Here is a 21,761-nt window from a genome sequence, read left to right on the forward strand (position 1 = left end):
ATGTTAAAAAAAATTTCCTCCTCAATTATTTTACAATCTATAGGAACTTTATCTTCTTTTTTGGTGATCTGGATAATTAATCGCTATTATGGATTATCTGCACAAGGACAATTTGCATTAGTAAAATCATGGATTGACTTGATGGTTGTCATTGGTTGCTTTGGTTTCCCCCAGAGTTTTATTTATATCATTAATCAATTAAATTTCCCCCCCAAACCTTTGTGGAAATTTAGTATCAGTTACATTGGCATTGTTACAATTTTGTCTAGTATTATTGCGTATGTATGGTTTAGCCAGAACACAATCATTAATAACTTTAATATTAACTCATATATTTTTTTAGGTATGTCGGTTAGCTTTTTGGTAGGGCATGGTCTACTTAGAGGTCTTTTACTAACAAAGAATGATGGAGCTATTTTTGCTATTGTAAGTATATTACCTGCTATATGCCTTTTACTAGGCATTATAATAAATTTAGTAGAATCTCAACATTTAATGTTAGTTGAAATATATTTATTAGCAGGGGGGGTATCTTTTTTATCATTATTAGTTTTAACATATACTCCAGATAATACAAAAGAAAAAAAAATCCCTTGGAAATTAGTTCTAAAAAATGGGAATAATGTATTTCTACAAAGTTTAGCTATAACTTTACTACCAATGGGTACTTTTTGGTTGATGAAATTAAACAATTTTTCACATGATGACATCGGAGCTTTCAATATTGCTATTTATGGATATTTAATGTTTGCTTTACCATTAAACATGATATCTCCTATATTTTTCAATAAATGGTCAAAAACAAAAAACATTCATATATCTAAAAAAGAATTGTTTAAATTTATAAAGATAGGAATTTTTTTAATACCAATCAGTCTAATATTCGCGGCTATAATACCAATCATCCTACCAATTATATTTGGATATAATATTAAAATTGCCGTATTAAGTACGCAAATTCTAGTATGTGCGGCATTTTTCTTATTTAGTAATAATATTCTATCTTGCTTTTCAGCTGCACATGGATACTTCAGGTTAAATACAAAAATATATATATTTAAAGCATTATTATGTTTAGTACTAATATTATCAATGATATCCTTACTTCCCATGAATTTAACAAGTATTGCCATTTGCTGGTTAGCTTGTGATATCATCACTACTATTATATTCTCATATAGCTTAATCAAGCTATTATCTAAAAAAGTCTAATAATATTAGACTCTAAAAACATCATTAAATCACTATTATAAAATGGATTATTGAATATATGCCTTACTACTATACTGTGTTATTCATGATGCTTTTTATGGGATTATTAGAACAATATTATTTTAAAAATAAACTCATTATTTATTTATTATCTTTTATTATTATTACTATAGGCTTATCATGTTCTATTTCACGCGGAGATTATTATTCTTATTATTATTATTTCCATGATATAGATATAAAAAACCCAATACTTATTTTAGAGCCTGGTTTTTTTTGGTTAGCTTATTTAATAAAACTATGTACAGAAGATGAATTCTATCTTTTTTTACTGGCCGCATCTTTATCTATTATAATAAAATTCTTAGCAATAAAAAGACTCAATAAATTTATTCATATTAATTGTGGATACTATTTTTCATTATATTTCTCTACATTTTTAGTATATCTAGATTTAGGTTCAATAAGATTTTCTATTGCAACATCATTTCTATTTTTAGCCACTATTTACTTATTAGAAAGAAAATATATAACATTTTATATAGTTATAATACTAGGCATTCTTTTCCATAAATCTTTAATGCCGGCTTTAATTCTACCTATCTTAACTCAAAGAAAATATCTAAGAGTTTCCTTGATTATCAGTATCATATCAGGGTTATTACTAATTTCACTCTCTAAAAATGAATACGTAATTAATATATTAAACTCTAACTATTATTTATCTAAAATCATTAATTATTCTCGCTTTGGTAGTGTGAGGATTACATTCCAATTAATAAAAAAAATATTATTAATATTTTTTTTCTATTACGTATTTAAGAAAGAAATTAAGAACAAAGATGGATATATATATATATGCTGGGTAGTAATTATATTATCCTTCTGCCTATATGGTCTATTTTTTTCTAATCAACTCATTGCATCAAGATATTTGTTAATGTTTGGAATTTGTGAACCTATTATTCTAATAATGATATATAGGAAGCTGTCGCTTAGGTCAAAGCGTTTATATAGCTTAATTCTATTTTTATATATTATAATAAACTATGGACACTCAATATATTCCAACTCAAATCATATTAATCTATATTTGCCATATAAAAATTATTTATTAGGTGATAAACAACCATATATCACCAAATCAAAACAGCAAGAGTTATTAAGACAGAGCGGGATTTAGATCAAAAATCAACTATTCATTACACACTGATCACATAAAACTTATATTAAATAAATTTTAGATATAGATTAATCTCTAAGAGGAATACTCCTCTTGATTATTAAGGTAATTTAAGAAAATTCTATGAAAATTATGATTATTTTTGGAACTAGACCAGAAGCTATTAAGATGGCTGCTCTAATAAAAACACTCAAGAATAACAAAAAATTCCAAACGCTTATTTGTGTTACAGGCCAACATAGAGATATGTTAGATCAAGTCCTGAACCTATTTTCAATAGATCCAGATATTGATTTGAATATAATGGAAAAAAACAAGATCTGACATCAATTACAAAAAGCATACTTCAAAAACTACAACCTGAACTAGAAAAGTATCAACCAGATTTGATATTAGTTCATGGTGATACCACCACCACATTTGCTGCAAGTTTAGCTGCATATTATCAACAAATCAAAATTGCTCATGTAGAGGCTGGTTTGAGAACCTACAATATATATTCCCCCTGGCCCGAAGAGGGTAATAGAAAAATGGTTTCAAACTTAGCATCTATACACTTTGCTCCTACACAGATGGCAAAAAATAACCTATTAACTGAAGGCATTCCCGAAAATAGAATTTACGTTACAGGAAATACCGTCATTGATTCATTGCTGTATATGAAAAATGTTATCAATGAATCCAATTTAAAAGAGCAATTTGATTATGAATTCAGTTTCCTAAATCAATATACTAAATTCATTTTAATCACAGGACATCGTCGAGAGAATTTTGGAGTGGGATTTGAGAATATATGCAAGGCAATTTATGCTCTTTCAGTAAAATACCCTCATATTGGATTTGTTTATCCTGTTCACCTAAACCCTAACGTTATAAGTCCCGTATCTAAAATACTAGGACATCAAACTAACATTCACTTAATAGAACCTAAAAGCTATGATCGCTTTGTATATCTCATGGATAAGAGCTACTTAATTATGACTGATTCGGGGGGAATTCAAGAAGAAGCTCCTTCTTTAGGTAAGCCAGTTTTAGTGATGAGAAATACGACAGAAAGGCCAGAAGCAATCTCAGCAGGCACAGCAATATTAGTTGGAACAGAAATAGAAAAAATTATTAACATCACATCTAATTTATTAGAAAATTACGAATTATATCTAGAATTAAGAACTATATGTAACCCTTACGGTGATGGAACAGCTGCAAAACAAATTTGTGAAATAATTTCAAAAGGAGAAATAATCCTATGAAAAAAATCTTAGTCCTCGTAGAGAATTATCCATCGTCAATTAACGTATACGCGATGTCCTTTGTACATAGCCGTAATATTGAATATTCAAAATTAGGGATTGACGTACATGTATTAAACTTTTCAGCCACCGAGAATTATATCTTTGAAGGCATAACTGTATATAATAAAAAAAATTTCAAGCAGAATAGTTTAGATGACTATGATTGTATTGTTTCACATGCTCCAAATATAAGACATCATTTAAATTTTTTATTTCTAAAAATGCATAAGATAAAAAAGCTAGTTTTCATATTTCACGGGCACGAAACATTAAAAATAAATAAGTATTATCCATCTCCTTATCTATGGATATCAAAACAATCTACCATAAAAAAATACTCGCAAAATTTATATGATTATTTTAAGCTATTTTGTTTACGCTTTTTTATAAAAAAACATATGAGTAATCTACGATTGATTTTTGTCAGTAAATGGATGAAGAAACACAGTCTATCATGTTTAAATCTCAATATTGAAGAAAATGCATATATCATCAATAATTCTTCAAATATCATTTTCTTCGAAAAATCTTTCGATATAAAATCAAGCAAAAAAGGTGATTTTGTCACAATTAGGCCATTAGATGGTAGTAAGTATAGTGTGGATTTAGTAGTAGCATTAGCTAAAAATAATCCGAATTACACCTTTACTATTTATGGAAAAGGTAACTTCTTCAAATACAATAAAAAACCTGAAAATGTTATTCATATAGAAACATTTATTCACCAGAAAGATATACCTGATATACTAAACCAGTATAAAGCGGCAGTAATGCCAACTAGACTAGATGCCCAAGGTGTAATGATGTGTGAAATGGCAACCTATGGTATGCCTATAATTACATCTGATTTGCCTATATGTAAAGAGATGTTGAGTGATTTCAATTCATGTCTATTTATAAGTAATACTGATTTTCCCACCTATAAGATAGATTTAGTCTTTATTAATCAGATCAATAAAGTCACTAAGAAAAATACCAAATTCTCTCCAACTGTTTTAGCAAAAGAAGAGTTACATGTTTTCTTTAAATCATAAACAAATTGGAATAGAAAAATTAATATTATAATAAATGGTCATTCATAATTAATGAAGAATACTATTACATAATTAAAAGTTTATTAGAATATTACCATAAATATAGAATAGTATTTTGACTATAAGATTTCCGATATACTTTTTAATAGGCTAATCAAATACTTCTAAACCGAATTACATGCTCAAGGCGGATTCGCCTAACCTAATAAGTGCAATTTTCCAGAAAGGTGGTCAGTTGCTATAGTAGGCATCTTTCCCGCCACAGGAAAATGCACTATGGCCTATACATAACTGACTGAGACAGAAAGATACCCGATTTCCAGTTTAAAAAAAGCAGGTTTTTCACAGCGTTTCATTGCTGAGTCACTTAAGCGAAGCCCGTCGACCATCAGTAGAGAATTAGAAGCCCAGACATACTGCCCCGAACAGGCTCATTTAAAGGGATTGGCACGTCGTCATTTTGCTAAGAAAGCCGTGAAAATAACACCAGCAGTAAAAAATGGATAAAACGGTTAATTTGGAAAGACTTAAGTTCTGAACAGGTGGCTGATTATTTGAAGCAACATAAAGGGATATTTTTGCATCATGAGACGGTTTATAGACTGATTTATCAAGATAAAATAGAGGGTGTGATTTATGGCAACATCTGCGAATTGCCAGAAAACCCTATCGCAAACGCTATGGTTGCTACGAAAAAAGAGGCAAAATTAAAAAGATAAGCGCCCGGAAATCGTTGATAAAGAAGAGCGTATCGGCGACTAGGAAAGTGATACGATAATTAGGAAAGAGAAAAAAGTGTCTTATTAACCCTGGTTGACCGTAAAATGCTGTATACAATTATTGTTAAACTGGATGGCAAGCGGGCATCAGAAGTCACAAAAGCGGCGGTGAAAGTATTATATCCGTTAAAACAAAGGGTTAAGACTATCGCCTTGGGAAAGAGGGATCAATGAGAATATCAATGGGTCAATTAGACAATACTTTCCAAAGAAAACTGATTTTAATGAAGTCTCTTATCAGGAAATAAATTTTGTGGTAAACCAATTAAATCATCTCCCCCGAAAAACACGGGGTGGGAAAACATCGAATGAATTATTTAAGGGTATACGAACATGTTTACTTCCAGATTAACTATATTGCACTTATTATGTGAATCTACCATCTATGAATATATTATATATTAACCATTATGCCGGAAGTCCAAAATATGGGATGGAATTTAGACCATATTACTTGGCACAGGAATGGCTGAAGTATGGGCATAAAACAACCATATTGGCATCCTCATTTTCCCATGTAAGAGCTAGGCAACCTAATGTAGGTAATAAGATTACTGAAGAGAATATTAATGGTATAAATTATATTTGGTATCCAACCCGGTTATATAATGGGAACGGGATTTCTCGGGTAATGAACATTTTTTCTTTTTTATTTCAAGTTTTTCTAGATTTAAATAAGAAAAGGAATATTAATAAAATTAAACCTGATGTTGTCATTGCTTCCAGTACATATCCATTAGATATATTGGTCGCGAAACATATAGCCAGGAAATCTGGGGCAAAGCTAATATATGAAGTTCACGATTTATGGCCACTATCTCCTATTGAAATAGGAGGTATGTCCCCAAAGCATCCTTTCATAAGATTATGTCAATTTGCTGAAAATTTTGCTTATCGCCATTCAGATACTGTAATTTCGATGCTTCCCAATGTACATGCTCACATGAAAGCTCATGGCCTAGACTTAAAAAAGTTAAATATCATACCTAATGGTATAGTTGAAGAAGATTGGAATATTAAAAATATTTCTCCTATTACTTCTCATATTAGAGAAGTAATCGATTACTATAAATCAGAAAATAAAATTATTGTGGGTTATGCTGGATCTCTTGGAAAACCTAATGCTATGAATTACCTTATTGATGCTGCAAAATTATTAGAAAATGAAAACTTTCATTTCCTATTAGTGGGCTCTGGATTAGAAAAAGGAAATCTAATAAAACAAGCTAATTTACTTAATTTAAGAAACATTACTTTTTGTGATCCAATACCTAAAACGCAGATCCCGTTTCTACTTCCATTATTTGACATTGCCTATATAGGCTGGAATAGAAAATCTATATATAGATTTGGAATTTCACCGAATAAATTAATAGATTATATGATGGCGAAATGTATAGTATTACATTCTGTAGAAGCTGGTAATGATATTGTTGCAGATGCAAATTGTGGATTATCTACCCTACCCGAATCTCCTCAAGCCATTGCAAATGGATTACTTAAATTAAACAAACTCTCAAAGGAAAAGAAAATTGAATTAGGAAATAACGGTAAAAAATATGTATTGAAAAACCACACATATAATGTCCTATCAGAGAAATTTCTAAAAGCAATAATCAACCATGAATAATAAATTCCTTCCTTTCGCATTACCTGAAATTGGACAATCTGAAATTGATGAAGTCATCGACTCACTTAAAACAGGTTGGATAACCACCGGGCCTAAGGCCAGAAGATTTGAACAAGATTTTGCGCAATATTTAGATTCTGATGTTGAAGCCATTGCGGTAAGTTCAGCAACGGCGGGATTGCATTTAGCGTTGGAAGCCATTGGTATTCAGCCGGGTGATGAAGTTATCGTTCCTACCTACACCTTTACGGCAACCGCAGAAGTTGTCCGTTATCTGGGAGCTCACCCTATTTTTGTCGATTCTTTACCTGACAGCCTGAATATTGATCCAACAGCAATAGAAAAAGCCATAACCGCCAAAACTAAAGCGATTATGCCGGTACACTTTGCGGGGTTATCCTGTGATATGGATGCCATCATTGGGATAGCTAAAAAATTTAATCTGCGAGTCATTGAAGATGCCGCCCATTCCTTTCCGACTTTATACAAGGGAAAGAAAATTGGCACGCTAGACACCGATGTCACTGTGTTCAGCTTCTACGCGAATAAAACGATGACGACAGCAGAAGGTGGCATGCTAGTCTCCAGACATCCAGATATCATAAAAAGAGCAAAAATAATGCGTCTCCACGGCATTAGCAAAGACGCCTTTGATAGATATCAATCTAAAATACCTGCCTGGTATTATGAAGTGATTGAACCAGGCTACAAATATAACATGCCCGATATTTGTGCTGCCATTGGTATTCACCAATTGCAGAAAATAGACTCTTTTCAGAAGAAAAGAGAAACAATGGCCAAATTTTATGATAATGAATTAAAAGACCTGCCCATTACCTTACCCACAAAACCCAAAGAACCTAATAGTCAACACGCTTGGCATTTATACACTATTAGACTAAATGATGAAGTCAAAATATCAAGAGATGACTTTATTATAAAAATGGCAGAAAAAAATATCGGCTGTTCTGTCCATTTTATTCCACTACATAAACAACCAATATGGAAAAATAGCTACTCTCTAGATAAAAATAATTTCCCCATAGCGGAAGAAAGTTTTAAAAGGATTGTATCTATTCCTTTATATACAAAAATGACAAAAGAAGACCAAATCTATGTTGTCAACGCAATTAAAGAGATTATTGAATAAATGAAAATAACGTATTCAATTATAAAAAGAATTTTTGATTTAATCTTATCTTCAATTGGGTTAGTTTTCCTTTCTCCCGTTTTAATTATGATAGCTATTTGGATAAAAATGGACTCAAAAGGGCCCATTTTTTTTAGGCAAAAACGTGTAGGCCAATATAATAAGTCTTTTTATATTCACAAATTCAGAAGTATGGCTACTGGATCAGAACAAAAAGGACAACTCACTATAGGTAATGATCTCCGTGTTACAAAATCTGGAAAATTTATACGCAAATATAAAATTGATGAATTAGCACAGCTCATTGATGTCATCCAAGGAAAAATGAGCTTAGTTGGCCCTAGACCCGAAGTCCCACAATTTATGAACAAATATCCAGATGATGTAAGAAATAAAATATTATCTGTGAAACCCGGTATAACAGATTTAGCCTCCATAGAAATGATCGATGAAAATCAGATATTAAGTAGATATGAAGATCCTCATCAGGCATATATCGATATTATTATGCCGATTAAAACCAAGTATTACTTAGAATACATTGATAATAATTCACTATTATATGACCTGAGAATTATTTTTAAAACATTTTATAAAATAGTTTTTAGGTAATTAAAAACCATGAATAAAAGAATAGTTTTCAACCGAGATAGATTAATAAAGACCGTGATTCTTCTAGCAGTAGATATACTGATGATCAGTATTTCATATTGGCTAAGCATGTGGTTACGTCTTGATAGAGAAGTACCAATCTATAGCTTACAACATTGGCTAGCTATTATATTCACCATACCTTGCACACTATTTATTTTCTTAAAAATTGGATTCTATAGATCTATAATAAAATATGTTAATATGAGTATATTAAAATGGGCTATCGTTGGTTCATTTCTATCTTCTCTATTATTGTCTTCAATTTCTTTATATCAGCAAGCATTTTTACCCAGAACTGTACCTATTATTTATTTATCTTTTCTGGTAATATCACTCTGTGGTACAAGGTTTTTATACCGAACGCTACGTAATATATTAAAAGATAAAGGCTCACCAGTGATTATATATGGAGCAGGGGAATCTGGCCGGCAACTTTTACCCATATTAAAAGAACATAGAGAATTTAACCCTATTGCTTTTATTGATGACAACACTAAATTACATGATTTATCTATTCTTGGGGTTTGTGTTTTTCCTCCAGAAAAAATAACATATTTAGTAGAAAAGTATAGTATAAAGAAAATATTACTCGCTATACCCAGTGCTTCAATATCTGATAGAAAGAAGATACTTGAAAGACTCCAAAAAGAACATTGTGAAATACTCACAATTCCAAGCTTCAATGACCTGGTTGAAGGAAAAGCACAAATAAATATACTCAAACGAGTTTCTATCGATGACCTTTTAGGAAGAGCACAAGTTAACCCATTACAAGATTTACTGAGCAAAAACATTAGAAATAAAAATGTCCTTATAACAGGCGCTGGCGGCTCAATAGGTTCAGAGCTATGCAGGCAAATTATAACCCAATCTCCCTCTCAGATGATATTATTTGAGTTAACTGAGTACTGTCTTTATTCAATAGAAAAAGAGCTACAAGAAATAAATCTAAAAAGAGCATTTAATATAACCATTATTCCAATTTTAGGTGATATAAAAGACTCAGATAAGATAAATAAGATAATAAACAAATTCAACATTAACACAATATATCATGCGGCTGCATATAAACACGTTCCCCTTGTAGAAATGAATACCATAGAGGGCATTAATAATAATATTTTTGGTACCCTCTCACTTGCCAAGGCTGCCACAAATCAAAAAGTTGATAAATTCGTATTAATATCTACCGATAAAGCCGTTCGCCCGACAAATACAATGGGAGCAACTAAAAGATTTGCAGAGCTTATACTACAAGCCTTTGCTAAAGAGAATAGTTATACAAAATTTTCAATTGTCCGCTTTGGCAACGTTCTTGGTTCATCCGGTTCCGTTGTCCCCCTGTTCGAGAAACAAATAAAAAGTGGTGGACCGATAACCCTCACCCACAAAGAGATCACCCGGTACTTCATGACAATCCCAGAAGCCGCCCAATTAGTCATCCAGGCCGGGGCACTGGGCAATAATGGCGATGTTTTTGTTCTGGATATGGGAGAATCAGTAAAAATTTATGATCTCGCCCGAAAAATGATCCATCTTTCCGGACTGACAGCGAAAGATGAAACCAATCCTCATGGCGATATCGAGATCAAAATTACCGGATTAAGACCTGGTGAAAAACTTTATGAAGAGCTCTTAATTGGTGATAATGTTTCTGGCACCAATCACCCAAGAATAATGACAGCCAATGAAGTTTTTCTGACCTGGGATAAATTAAATCCGCTATTAAGTGACCTAAAATTATCTTGTGAGAATTATGATTTTGAAAATATTAGGAAGATCCTTATCGACTCCCCCATTGATTTTCATCCCAAAGATCACATTTACGATATTTTAAAGTAGTATCTAAGCCTTCTAACCCACTAAAATAGAAATAATATGACCATATTAATCACCGGTGGAGCTGGCTACATCGGCTCACACGCAGTATTAGCGCTTCTGGAAAGAGGAGCTGATGTTGTTGTTATCGATAATCTTTTCAATTCATCACCAGAATCTCTTCATAGAGTTGAGAAACTCACTGGCAAATCAGTGAGATTTTATCAAGGTGATATGCTTGATTTGAATTTATTGCATAAGATTTTCCAAGAAAATAAAATTGAAACCGTTATCCATTTCGCAGGTTTAAAAGCAGTTGGCGAATCCACCAGAAAGCCTCTTGAGTATTATCAAAACAATGTTACTGGTACTTTGGTTCTGTTGCAGGCTATGCACACTAATGGCGTACATCAGCTGATTTTCAGTTCATCCGCAACGGTTTATGGTGATCCTGAATTTGTACCACTCACGGAAAATGCTAAAGTTGGTGGTACAACTAACCCTTATGGCACCTCCAAGCTAATGGTTGAGCAAATTCTAAAAGATTTTGCCGCTGCCGAACCAAGTTTCAAAATCACCAGTCTAAGATATTTCAATCCTGTTGGTGCTCATCCATCAGGTATAATTGGCGAAGATCCTAACGGTATTCCCAATAACCTGTTACCTTATATCACTCAAGTTGCTATTGATCGTCTGGAATGTTTATCAGTGTATGGCAACGATTACCCAACTAAAGACGGCACCGGTGTTCGCGATTATATTCATGTGATGGATTTGGCTGAAGGCCATATTGCCGCTATTGACTATCTGAATAAGCAGCCATCCTATGAAGTTTTTAATTTAGGAACAGGTGCTGGTTACTCTGTACTTGAACTACTTCATGCTTTTGAAAAAGCATCAGGTAAAGATATTCCATATAAAATTACAGATAGACGTCCTGGGGATATTGCTGAGTGTTGGTCTGATCCGTCCAGAGCTCGCAATATCCTTGGCTGGCAAGCAACACGCAATATTGATGATATGATGCGTGATAGTTGGAATTGGCAGAAGAATAATCCTCATGGTTTTCGCTCAGGGGAAAAACGCTAAAAGCCTTTTACGATTGATTTAGCAACCACTCGGTTACTCACAATCTTAGCCAGAACAGCAAATAACTATAAGCTGGCAGATATTCTGCCGTTAATAATTGTGACGTTATTTTGCTGGCGCCAAAGACTGGGGAGAAATTGAAGATTTTGGTGTCGAACGTTGAGGATAGTTAAAGCAATAGAGTGAATTTGAACAGGGTATTCCAACTTATGACACAAAAAGCCGTTTCAACTCCGAACAGTTCCAAAAGTGTTTCATTGAATGGATGAATATTTACCGTTAACTAACGAAGAACTCTGGGGGTACCACAGATGGAAAAACCGTTAGGCGCTCCCAATTCAAGTAGAGTTGCTATCTCGTATAAAACATATTGCAGTGAATATACTGAATAACACGAAAATGTTTAAGGAGAAACTGATACAAAAACAACGATGAATACAGCCTATCTATCTGAAATTCCTGCTAAGCAAGCCCTCCCGTAATCTTTTCCTAAAATACCATCATTAAAAAATAATCTATCACTAGATCTTAATAATTCACTATAAAAGTATTATTAAAATAATTAATCTATTGGTCATTTTATGAAAACAGAAAATTCAAGAGAGCTACTCAATGATGTCATAGAGTGGGATATATGTAATTGGAGTCATGCCTTACAATATTGGCAGGACCATTCTAACCTAGAATTAAATTCAGCTAATATTCTAGAGCTAGGAAGCCGAAATGGTGGATTATCACTGTGGGCAGCATTAAATGGAGGTAATGTTTTATGTACTGATCTAAATGGCCCTACTCCAAAGGCACAGGAGAAACATAAGCGTTATAATATAGAAAATAGAATTCGATATGGTAAATTAAGTGCGTTAGATATTAAATATAGAAACCATTTTGATATCGTTATGTTTAAATCAGTATTAGGGGGTATTGGTTATAATTCAAATAAATCAGCACAAAAAAAGGCAATTAATCAGATTTTCCATTCATTAAAAGAAGGTGGTGAATTTTGGTTTGCAGAAAATTTGGTTGCATCGCCATTGCATAAATTTCTCAGAAAAAATTATGTTAATTGGGGGAATGCTTGGGGCTATGTTACTGTCAACGAAATGACCGAGTATCTGTCAGCATTTTCAAATGTTAATTATACAACATTAGGTTTCCTCGCTACGTTTGGCAGGAATGAATCTCAAAGAAAATTTTTAGGGGGTTTAGATAATAAAGTTCTAAATAAAGTCGTTCCTAAACATTGGCACTATATTATAATCGGTGTGGCAAAAAAATAATCCAGAGAATTTCTAAAAAATTTAGTATGTTGGATTATATCCAGTGATGTTTTTTCACTTTTAAGTTTACTGACAATACAATCGAGTACCTCAACAGGGAAAGATCTTCCAACAGATATAAGAATATCGATGAAGATCCCCCTGCATCCCCTTCTGATTTCTGCTAACCTGTGCCCCTTGTTTCTGGGGGGCATTATGCTAAACATCGTCTTATTTGAACCTGAAATCCCACCTAATACCGGTAATATTATTCGTCTTTGTGCTAACACCGGATTTCAATTGCATTTAATTCAGCCCCTGGGTTTTACCTGGGATGATAAAAGGCTACGTCGAGCCGGGCTGGATTATCATGAGTTTGCCAATATTAAACAACATCATGATTATTTTACTTTTTTAGAGAATGAAGGATTAGCAGGAGAGTCTTCTGCTCGTTTGTTTGCTCTCACAACAAAAGGAACACCGGCACATAGCGCCATAAGTTATCAAGCAGGGGATTATTTAATGTTTGGGCCGGAAACCAGAGGGTTACCGCCTTATGTATTGGATAATATGCCATCACAACAAAAAATTCGTATCCCAATGCTCGCAAACAGTCGCAGTATGAATCTTTCCAATTCAGTTGCCGTTGTTGTTTTTGAAGCCTGGCGGCAACTGGATTATCAGGGCGCTATCATCAGAAAATAGTGCGTCAATATAAATATGCCTAATATCACTACACATTCCTGCAATGGTTTAATGTGTTATTGACCATATCACGGCAGTTTTTTCCTCTTTGCGTGGGTCACAGAAATGCAGCTCTGCACCAGACCCACGGTGAGAACCAAACAACCATTTTCGTCATGTTTTCGGATAAAGCATGGTACGACCACGATGGTTACCAGCTCAGTGCTCCAATATCCCTTCCGACAAAAGATAGGCAAATTGCCGATGTAAGTAACAGAATTTACTCATAATGTATCGTTAGGAAAACAAGGGCATAGTTTTTATCTAGGTTTTCTGAACAAGTTTTTGCGTTAAATCATAATTCATCGCAGGAAGTAGATGCTATGATTAGTATAAATTAACTCTATTGGGGAATTTTTTCACTTTAGAAGTTGATTCATATAACTTAATCAGGGTTAATTTCCTCAAATGATCTACTATTTTGTCAAACTATTTAGATCATAATAATTTAATAAAGTTAGTATTAAGACAACTCATTTTCACTGATATATATTGGGTACGCTATGAAAGCAAAAAATTCAACAGAATTTCTCCATGATGTCATAGAATGGGACATATATAATTGGAGCCATTCCTTAAAATATTGGCAAGATCATTCTGGATTAGAATTAAAGTCAGCTAATATTCTAGAGCTAGGTAGTAGAAATGGTGGGTTATCATTATGGGCAGCATTGAATGGAGCAAATGTCTTATGTACTGATTTAGATGGCCCTACGCCAAAGGCACTGGAGAAACATCAGCGCTATAATATAGAAAAGAGTATTCAATATGATAAATTAAACGCATCGGATATTAAATATAAGAACCATTTTGATATTGTTATGTTTAAATCAGTATTAGGTGCTGTCGGTTATAATTTCAATAAAGCAGCACAAAAAGAGGCTATTAATCAAATCTTTCATTCATTAAAAGAAGGGGGTGAACTTTGGTTTGCAGAAAATCTGGTTGCATCACCATTACATAAATTCCTCAGGAAAAATTACGTTAATTGGGGAAATACTTGGGGCTATGTTACCGCCAAGGAAATGACCGATTATTTATCAGCATTTTCAAATGTTAATTATACAACATTAGGATTCCTTGCTACGCTTGGTAGGAATGAATTTCAAAGAAGATTTTTAGGAGTATTAGATAATAAAGTTCTAAATAAAGTCGTTCCTAAAGATTGGCACTATATTATAATAGGTGTAGCAAAAAAATAATTTATAGAGGATTTAATAAGTTAAGCGTGCAAAATCATATTTCCACATTCAACATGTGAAAATATGATAGCTATTATTAATATCCAGATTTCGATAAATCAAATCCCATCACCGTACTCAAAGCCATGATTGATACCATTAAAATGTTGGTTCATATCCAATGATGGCTTTTCGCTTTCAGGTTTACCGACAATACGGGCAGGCACCCCGGCGGCTGTTGTGTGTGGCGGAACGGAGCGAAGTACAACTGAACCTGCGCCAATTTTGGCTCCACGACCAATTTCGATATTGCCAAGTATTTTCGAACCTGCGCCAATCATCACCCCTTCCCTGACTTTCGGATGACGATCACCCCCTGTTTTACCAGTACCGCCAAGGGTGACGGATTGCAGGATAGAAACGTCATTTTCCACTACTGCCGTTTCACCAATCACAATGCCTGTAGCATGGTCAAGCATAATGCCGCAACCAATCTTTGCTGCCGGATGAATATCAACGCCAAAAGACATCGAGATTTGGTTTTGCAAGTAAATAGCCAATGCCTTACGCCCTTCTCCCCAAATCCAATGGGCAATACGATAGGCTTGTAGAGCATGAAATCCTTTAAGGTACAGCAGAGGAGTCGAGTATTTATCTACAGCGGGATCACGTAGACGTACCGCTATGATGTCGCGGGCAGCAGAGACAATCATTTGCTGATCTGAATTATATGCATCTTCTGCGATCTCTCTGACAGCAATAGCCGGCATAATCGGCGTAGCCAGCTTATTAGCCAGTATGTAACTTAAGGCACTACCAAGATTTTCATGTTTGAGTAACGTTGCATGAAAAAAACTGGCCAACATCGGTTCACATTCAGCCAGTGCTCTCGCCTCTGTTTTTATGTTCTTCCAAACTTCGTCCAATTCCTCTAGCGACATATTTTTTACTCTCACACTTAGAACCTATCTCATTAGATTTTTATTTAAGAGCGCACATCATCGCTCTCATCCTTTCTGGCTCTTCCTAATAATGCCTGAGCAGCTTCTACCACATTTTTATTGCAATAGAGTATCTGATAGATTTGTTCTGCAATCGGCATTTCTACATTGGCACGATCAGCCAACGCACGTACTTCTTTGGTATTGCGGTAACCTTCAACAACCTGTCCAATCTGATATTGGGCTTCTTCGACACTAATTCCCTGCCCCAGCATCATGCCAAAACGACGGTTGCGTGACTGGTTATCAGTACAAGTTAAGACCAAATCGCCCAATCCCGCCATGCCCATAAAGGTTGAAGGATCAGCACCAAGCGCTGTGCCAAGGCGACTCATTTCCGCCAATCCACGAGTAATCAAGGCAGTACGAGCATTAGCGCCAAAACCCATACCATCAGATATCCCCGCACCAATGGCAATCACGTTTTTTACGGCGCCACCGAGTTGAACGCCAATAAAATCAGGATTTTTATAAACCCGGAAGCTTTTGCCACAGTGGAATAATTGCTGAAGTTCATCGCCAAAAGCAGATTCCGTCGCGGAAATAGCAATCGCAGTAGGCAAACCAGCCGCTAACTCTTTAGCAAATGTTGGCCCTGAGAGCACCGCTAACGGTATTGCATTGCCTAATATCTCACGGGCTACATCTTGTAATAACCGACCAGTATCCGCTTCCAAGCCTTTAGTTGCCCAGACGATACGTGAATCAGGCCGTAGATGTGGTTTTACTTGCTTTAACACTTCACCAAACACATGGCTAGGCACCACAACAAGAATATCACGGCTCGCTGTTAGTGCTTTTATGAGGTCTGTTTCAAGCAATAAGCTATCAGGAAAGGAAACATCCGGCAGATATTCCTGATTACAACGCGCCTGTTGTAATGCCCTAATATGTTCTGGATTATGTCCCCAAAGTACAACATTATGACCATTACGAGCCAGCGTAATGGCTAATGAGGTGCCGTATGAACCGGCACCGATCACTGTCATAGAAACAGTACTATTCATTAAGCTTCCTGTTCAGTTTGTTCACCACCCTGAGACTGTTCCGCCTGCTGTTGCAGGTAGTTCATGAACAGGGCGTCAAAGTTTACTGGAGCCAGATTCAGCTGTGGGAAGGTACCACGGCTAACCAAGTTAGTGATGCATTCACGAGCATATGGGAACAGGATATTCGGACAGTATGCCCCCAAGCAGTGAGCTAGCTGAGTCCCTTCAATACCGTCAATAGAGAAAATACCCCCTTGCTGTACTTCACACAGGAATGCCGTCTCTTCTCCCAACGTTGCCGTTACAGTCACACGCAGAACAACTTCATAAACCCCTTGAGCCAATTCGCTGGAAGCTGTATCCAGATCCAGTTTTACTTCCGGCTGCCATTCCTGCTGAAACACCTGCGGTGCGTTTGGTGCTTCAAAAGAGATATCTTTGGTGTAGATACGTTGGATCTGGAAAGCCATTTCTGTATTGCTTTGTTCTGACATAATAATTGTTACCTTTAGATGTCCTTATTAAATTTTTTATGTGAATGTCGCCATTCACGCCCAAAATGATTACTTTTTACCACGCGCCAATGGCAAGTTTTCGCCTGTCCAACCAACCAAACCTTCTTTCAAGGAACATACGCGTTCAAAACCAGCACGAATAAGATTCTCTGCCGGAGTACGAGATTCAGTGCCATTCGCAGAAACAACAATTACAGGCTGCTTTTTGTGTTTTTCCAACTCAGCAAAATTGTTGTCTTTAATTTCAGAGGGAGTCAGGTTTACTGAACCAATAATATGCCCTTTGCGGAAATCTTCACGGGAACGTAAATCCACGACGATGGCTTCTTCTTTATTGATCAGATTAATAGCTTGAGCACGAGTTATCTCTCTGGTTTTAGAGAAGAAACCTCTCGTTGTAGTTACAATAACGGCAACCAGCAGCGCAATCCAGATGAGGCTTAAGGTCATATGCTGGTTAATAAATTGCATGATTTCTTGCAGCATGGGGGCAACAACTCCCGTTGGTTAATAACAAATATCTAAGATTCCAGAGTATACCTTTGTGATGCGTCAATTACAGCCAAATAGCACAAGCGCAATGCAAATTTTGCGGAGAGTTTCGAGAAAAAATAAAAATATCCTGAAAATGAAGCATGTTAAGTACATTACTCGCATCTGCCCTGTCACACTGAATGTATGCAGGCATTTCAACGATAAATAGGCTAATATGTTTATTATTATTCGATTTCGATGTTAAGACAGCATTATCTGAAAGTGTAAAAAATCAGCGTAGCATCTGGTAACTCTTTGTTCATCATGAAATAATCTAGCGCATATGTAGCAAGGTATATTTACAGAAATGGCTGACAACAAGGAAATACATAGCCGTAATTATCGGCGCAATCGGAACTCATGGCGGAATAATATCTGTGCCCCATTGTTCTATGCTTTCCTATTTGTTATTTTCAGCTTTAATACCTTTGCAAATCAAATTATCGCCAATAAAAATCAACTGAAAGATCTCCAACAAAACATCGCGGAGAAAGAGAAAAGTGTGCAACAACAGCAGCAAAAACGAAGTTCTTTGCTAAATCAGCTAAAAGATCAGGAAAATACCATTTCCAAAATTGGTCAATCCCTACACAACACTCAAACTCAACTCAGTAAGCTGAATAAAGAGATTACCGCTCTAGTCTCCAACATCAAAAAATTAGAAAAACAACAGAAAGCGCAACGAGATATGCTGGCACGCCAATTGGATGCTGCATTTCGTCAAGGGCAACATCAAGGGCTTGAACTCATGTTCAAAGGAGAAGAGGGCAAGAGAGATGAGCGCATACTTGCTTACTATAGCTACCTTAATCAAGCCCGTCAGGACACCATTGTTAAACTTGAACAAACAGCCGTTGATTTAACCGAACAGAAAAAACTTGAGCAACAGAAACAGGAAGAGCAAAAACAAGTTCTGACTGAGCAGCAGCAACAGAAACAGCAAATGGAAGTCGCCCGCAATGCCCGGCAAAAAACTCTAACTGAGCTGGAGTCTTCCTTAAAGAAAGACCAGAAAAATCTCGCTGAACTAAAACAAAATGAAACCCGTCTGCGAGATAAAATTGCTAAAGCAGAACGGGAAGCGAAAGCACGGGCTGAACGAGAAGCCAGAGAAGCTGCCCGTGTCCGTGCTCAAATTGCAGCGAAACAGAAGCAAGCACAGCAAAAAGGCTCTAGCTATAAACCCACTGAAGATGAGCGGGCATTGATGGCGCGTACCGGTGGCCTTGGCCGTCCGGCTGGTCAGGCAATCTGGCCTGTCCACGGTAAGGTGATACATGAGTTTGGTGAAGCGCTGCAAGGCGAATTGCGCTGGAAAGGCATGGTAATTTCGGCCACAGAAGGCACTGAAGTCAAAGCGATATCCGATGGCCGGGTGCTGCTGGCTGACTGGTTGCAAGGCTATGGGCTGGTTGTCGTTATAGAGCACGGTAAAGGTGATATGAGTCTCTATGGCTATAATCAGAGCGCCCTAGTCAGGGTCGGCCAGCAAGTTCGGGCCGGACAAGCTATTGCATTGGTCGGTAATAGCGGCGGTCAGCAACAATCCGCACTCTATTTTGAAATTCGCCGTCAAGGAAGAGCGGTAAACCCTCAACCGTGGCTTGGGAGATAATCAGGTGAGACAACGCAAGTTCGCAAAACTCATTGGTACTACCACCCTGTTACTTTTGAGCCTACAAGCCAGCGCTGCCCGTTTAGCTATTGTTATCGACGACTTTGGCTACCGTCCTCATAATGAATACAAAATATTGCAGATGCCTATTGCGGTTTCTATCGCCATTTTGCCGGATTCACCGCATGGCAGGGAGATGGCCGAAAAAGCCCATAAACAAGGGCGTGAGATCTTAATCCACCTGCCAATGGCGCCTTTAAGTAAGCAATTGTTAGAACCGGATACGCTCCTGCCAACCATGAGCAGTGAAGAAATTGACCGCATTATCCAGCGGGCAATACAAAAAGTTCCTTATGCTGTAGGAATCAATAACCATATGGGCAGCGCGATGACTTCAAGCTTGCCGGGAATGCAGAAAGTGATGCGATCACTGTCTCGTTATAACCTCTATTTTCTCGACAGCGTGACGATTGGCGACACTCAGGCAACAAAGGCCGCGCAAGGCACGCCTGTTCGCGTTATCCGCCGTAATGTTTTCCTCGATGATGTGCAATCAGAAGCGGAAACTCGCCATCAGTTAAATCGTGCTATTTCCATTGCTCGTAAAAATGGTTCCGCTATTGCTATCGGTCATCCTCATTCAACAACCATTCGCGCATTACAGCAGATGCTGCCAACGCTTCCCGCGGATATTGAGTTAGTCAGCCCAAGTAGGTTGTTAAGCGGCAAACCTGTTGGGGGTAATCACCATAAATGGGGCAAGCTGTGTGAAATAAAAGAGGCCCCCATTACAGTTACCAGCCAAGATTATCTGGCGGTTATTGGCGATACTCTGGTTGATAATCCTATTGTGAACACAGTGAGTCGATACATCCAGAAACTGGCCGGAAATAAGTCTCAGGATAAAACAGAATAGAAAATCATTTTAAGAAATAACCAATTATCTTGTTATTTCTATTTATTCGATGATAGCTTGCAATATTGCTAATGCCTTAAACAGGCGCTCAAAAACTAAAAGCGCCTGTTAATCTTAGTAGTAACTTTACTGATTAATCCCAGTTCAGAATAACCTTACCAGACTGCCCTGAACGCATGATGTCAAAGCCTTTCTGGAAATCATCAATAGAGAACCGGTGAGTGATAATGGGGGTCAGATCCAAACCAGACTGAATCAACGTAGCCATTTTGTACCAAGTTTCAAACATTTCACGGCCATAAATACCTTTAATAAACAAGCCTTTGAAAATCACCTGATTCCAATCAATCGCCATATCTGATGGAGGAATGCCCAACAATGCGACACGACCGCCGTGATTCATGGTATTTAATAAGGTACGAAACGCTGCCGGGGCGCCGGACATTTCCAAACCAACATCAAAACCCTCCGTCATACCCAATTCCGCCATGACATCGGTCAGATTTTCCTGACTGACGTTCACCGCACGGGTAACCCCCATTTTACGCGCCAGTTCAAGGCGATATTCGTTAACATCTGTGATAACAACATGACGCGCCCCCACATGCTTACAGACTGCCGCAGCCATAATACCAATGGGGCCAGCGCCAGAAACCAGCACATCTTCGCCAACTAAATCAAACGAAAGCGCGGTGTGAACAGCATTGCCAAATGGGTCAAAAATAGAAGCCAGCTCATCAGAGATGTTATCTGGGATTTTAAACGCATTAAATGCGGGAATAACCAAGTATTGAGCAAAACAACCAGGGCGGTTTACCCCTACGCCAATGGTATTACGACATAAGTGAGTACGGCCGCCACGACAGTTACGGCAGTAACCACAAGTAATATGCCCTTCGCCAGACACCCGGTCACCAATTTTAAAACCCTTTACTTCCTGACCAATAGCAACGACTTCGCCAACATACTCATGACCGACAACCATCGGTACAGGAATGGTTTTTTGCGACCAGTCATCCCAGTTATAGATGTGCACATCCGTACCACAAATCGCCGTTTTACGGATTTTGATCATCACATCATTGTGCCCCAACTCTGGCTCGGGCACATCAGTCATCCAGATGCCTTCTTCTGCTTTTAACTTCGACAATGCTTTCATAGAGATG

Annotated in this window: 18 protein-coding genes and 2 pseudogenes; 15 read left to right on the forward strand and 5 right to left on the reverse strand. The window is 36.6% G+C overall.

The features are described 5' to 3' along the window. From TI10_RS19045 to TI10_RS19100, 13 genes and pseudogenes are all read left to right on the forward strand, one after another. Positions 1-1,212, forward strand: a complete 1,212-nt coding sequence (locus TI10_RS19045; protein ID WP_139180542.1) for an MATE family efflux transporter — start codon at positions 1-3, stop codon at positions 1,210-1,212. 97 nt (positions 1,213-1,309) lie between these two features. Further along, positions 1,310-2,395: an EpsG family protein gene (locus tag TI10_RS19050; protein WP_162202315.1), complete on the forward strand. Its 1,086-nt coding sequence runs from the start codon at positions 1,310-1,312 to the stop codon at positions 2,393-2,395. A gap of 123 nt (positions 2,396-2,518) precedes the next feature. Continuing rightward, positions 2,519-3,645, forward strand: a pseudogene (gene wecB / locus TI10_RS19055) (non-hydrolyzing UDP-N-acetylglucosamine 2-epimerase). Continuing rightward, a complete protein-coding gene (locus TI10_RS19060; protein WP_049584931.1) occupies positions 3,642-4,721 on the forward strand; it encodes a glycosyltransferase family 4 protein in 1,080 nt (359 codons plus the stop codon). The pseudogene wecB and the gene TI10_RS19060 overlap by 4 nt, the downstream one beginning before the upstream one ends. A gap of 291 nt (positions 4,722-5,012) precedes the next feature. Then, a pseudogene (locus TI10_RS24200) lies at positions 5,013-5,852 on the forward strand (IS30 family transposase). A gap of 33 nt (positions 5,853-5,885) precedes the next feature. Next, on the forward strand, positions 5,886-7,130 hold the full coding sequence (locus TI10_RS19065) for a glycosyltransferase family 4 protein (RefSeq protein ID WP_049584932.1): 1,245 nt from the start codon (positions 5,886-5,888) through the stop codon (positions 7,128-7,130). Further along, positions 7,123-8,280, forward strand: coding sequence for a DegT/DnrJ/EryC1/StrS family aminotransferase (locus TI10_RS19070; protein WP_049584933.1), 1,158 nt, complete (start codon positions 7,123-7,125; stop codon positions 8,278-8,280). The genes TI10_RS19065 and TI10_RS19070 overlap by 8 nt, the downstream gene beginning before the upstream one ends. Next, the gene (locus TI10_RS19075) at positions 8,281-8,892 is read left to right on the forward strand and encodes a sugar transferase (RefSeq protein WP_175445352.1); all 612 of its coding nucleotides are present in this window, start codon (positions 8,281-8,283) and stop codon (positions 8,890-8,892) included. A 9-nt stretch (positions 8,893-8,901) separates the two neighbouring features. After that, the gene (locus tag TI10_RS19080; protein WP_049584934.1) at positions 8,902-10,776 is read left to right on the forward strand and encodes a polysaccharide biosynthesis protein; all 1,875 of its coding nucleotides are present in this window, start codon (positions 8,902-8,904) and stop codon (positions 10,774-10,776) included. 36 nt (positions 10,777-10,812) lie between these two features. Next, on the forward strand, positions 10,813-11,841 hold the full coding sequence (galE, locus tag TI10_RS19085; protein WP_049584935.1) for a UDP-glucose 4-epimerase GalE: 1,029 nt from the start codon (positions 10,813-10,815) through the stop codon (positions 11,839-11,841). Positions 11,842-12,422: 581 nt separating this feature from the next. Beyond that, on the forward strand, positions 12,423-13,121 hold the full coding sequence (locus TI10_RS19090; RefSeq protein ID WP_049584936.1) for a class I SAM-dependent methyltransferase: 699 nt from the start codon (positions 12,423-12,425) through the stop codon (positions 13,119-13,121). A 195-nt stretch (positions 13,122-13,316) separates the two neighbouring features. After that, the gene (trmL, locus tag TI10_RS19095; RefSeq protein ID WP_049584937.1) at positions 13,317-13,805 is read left to right on the forward strand and encodes a tRNA (uridine(34)/cytosine(34)/5-carboxymethylaminomethyluridine(34)-2'-O)-methyltransferase TrmL; all 489 of its coding nucleotides are present in this window, start codon (positions 13,317-13,319) and stop codon (positions 13,803-13,805) included. 542 nt (positions 13,806-14,347) lie between these two features. After that, a complete protein-coding gene (locus TI10_RS19100; RefSeq protein WP_049584938.1) occupies positions 14,348-15,046 on the forward strand; it encodes a class I SAM-dependent methyltransferase in 699 nt (232 codons plus the stop codon). Positions 15,047-15,144: 98 nt separating this feature from the next. Here the strand turns inward: TI10_RS19100 and cysE are convergent, their stop codons facing one another. The 4 genes from cysE to TI10_RS19120 all read right to left on the reverse strand — a co-directional run bounded on the left by cysE (position 15,145) and on the right by TI10_RS19120 (position 18,016). Then, on the reverse strand, positions 15,145-15,966 hold the full coding sequence (cysE, locus tag TI10_RS19105) for a serine O-acetyltransferase (RefSeq protein ID WP_049584939.1): 822 nt from the start codon (positions 15,964-15,966) through the stop codon (positions 15,145-15,147). 44 nt (positions 15,967-16,010) lie between these two features. Then, positions 16,011-17,033, reverse strand: a complete 1,023-nt coding sequence (gene gpsA / locus TI10_RS19110; protein ID WP_049584940.1) for an NAD(P)H-dependent glycerol-3-phosphate dehydrogenase — start codon at positions 17,031-17,033, stop codon at positions 16,011-16,013. Next, positions 17,033-17,509, reverse strand: a complete 477-nt coding sequence (gene secB / locus TI10_RS19115; RefSeq protein WP_036778561.1) for a protein-export chaperone SecB — start codon at positions 17,507-17,509, stop codon at positions 17,033-17,035. Before secB ends, gpsA begins: the two co-directional genes overlap by 1 nt. Positions 17,510-17,578: 69 nt before the next feature. Continuing rightward, positions 17,579-18,016: a rhodanese-like domain-containing protein gene (locus tag TI10_RS19120; protein WP_049584941.1), complete on the reverse strand. Its 438-nt coding sequence runs from the start codon at positions 18,014-18,016 to the stop codon at positions 17,579-17,581. 355 nt (positions 18,017-18,371) lie between these two features. Here TI10_RS19120 and envC point away from each other — a divergent pair, with 355 nt between their 5' ends. Both envC and TI10_RS19130 read left to right on the forward strand, forming a co-directional pair. Continuing rightward, on the forward strand, positions 18,372-19,679 hold the full coding sequence (gene envC / locus TI10_RS19125; protein WP_049584942.1) for a murein hydrolase activator EnvC: 1,308 nt from the start codon (positions 18,372-18,374) through the stop codon (positions 19,677-19,679). 4 nt (positions 19,680-19,683) lie between these two features. After that, positions 19,684-20,595 (forward strand): divergent polysaccharide deacetylase family protein, encoded by a 912-nt coding sequence (locus TI10_RS19130; RefSeq protein ID WP_049585042.1) that lies wholly within the window; start codon positions 19,684-19,686, stop codon positions 20,593-20,595. A 133-nt stretch (positions 20,596-20,728) separates the two neighbouring features. Here TI10_RS19130 and tdh read toward each other — a convergent pair whose 3' ends face one another. Beyond that, on the reverse strand, positions 20,729-21,754 hold the full coding sequence (gene tdh, locus TI10_RS19135; RefSeq protein WP_036811235.1) for an L-threonine 3-dehydrogenase: 1,026 nt from the start codon (positions 21,752-21,754) through the stop codon (positions 20,729-20,731). Positions 21,755-21,761: the final 7 nt, after the last annotated feature.

This window comes from Photorhabdus luminescens subsp. luminescens (assembly GCF_001083805.1).
Lineage (GTDB): Bacteria > Pseudomonadota > Gammaproteobacteria > Enterobacterales > Enterobacteriaceae > Photorhabdus > Photorhabdus luminescens.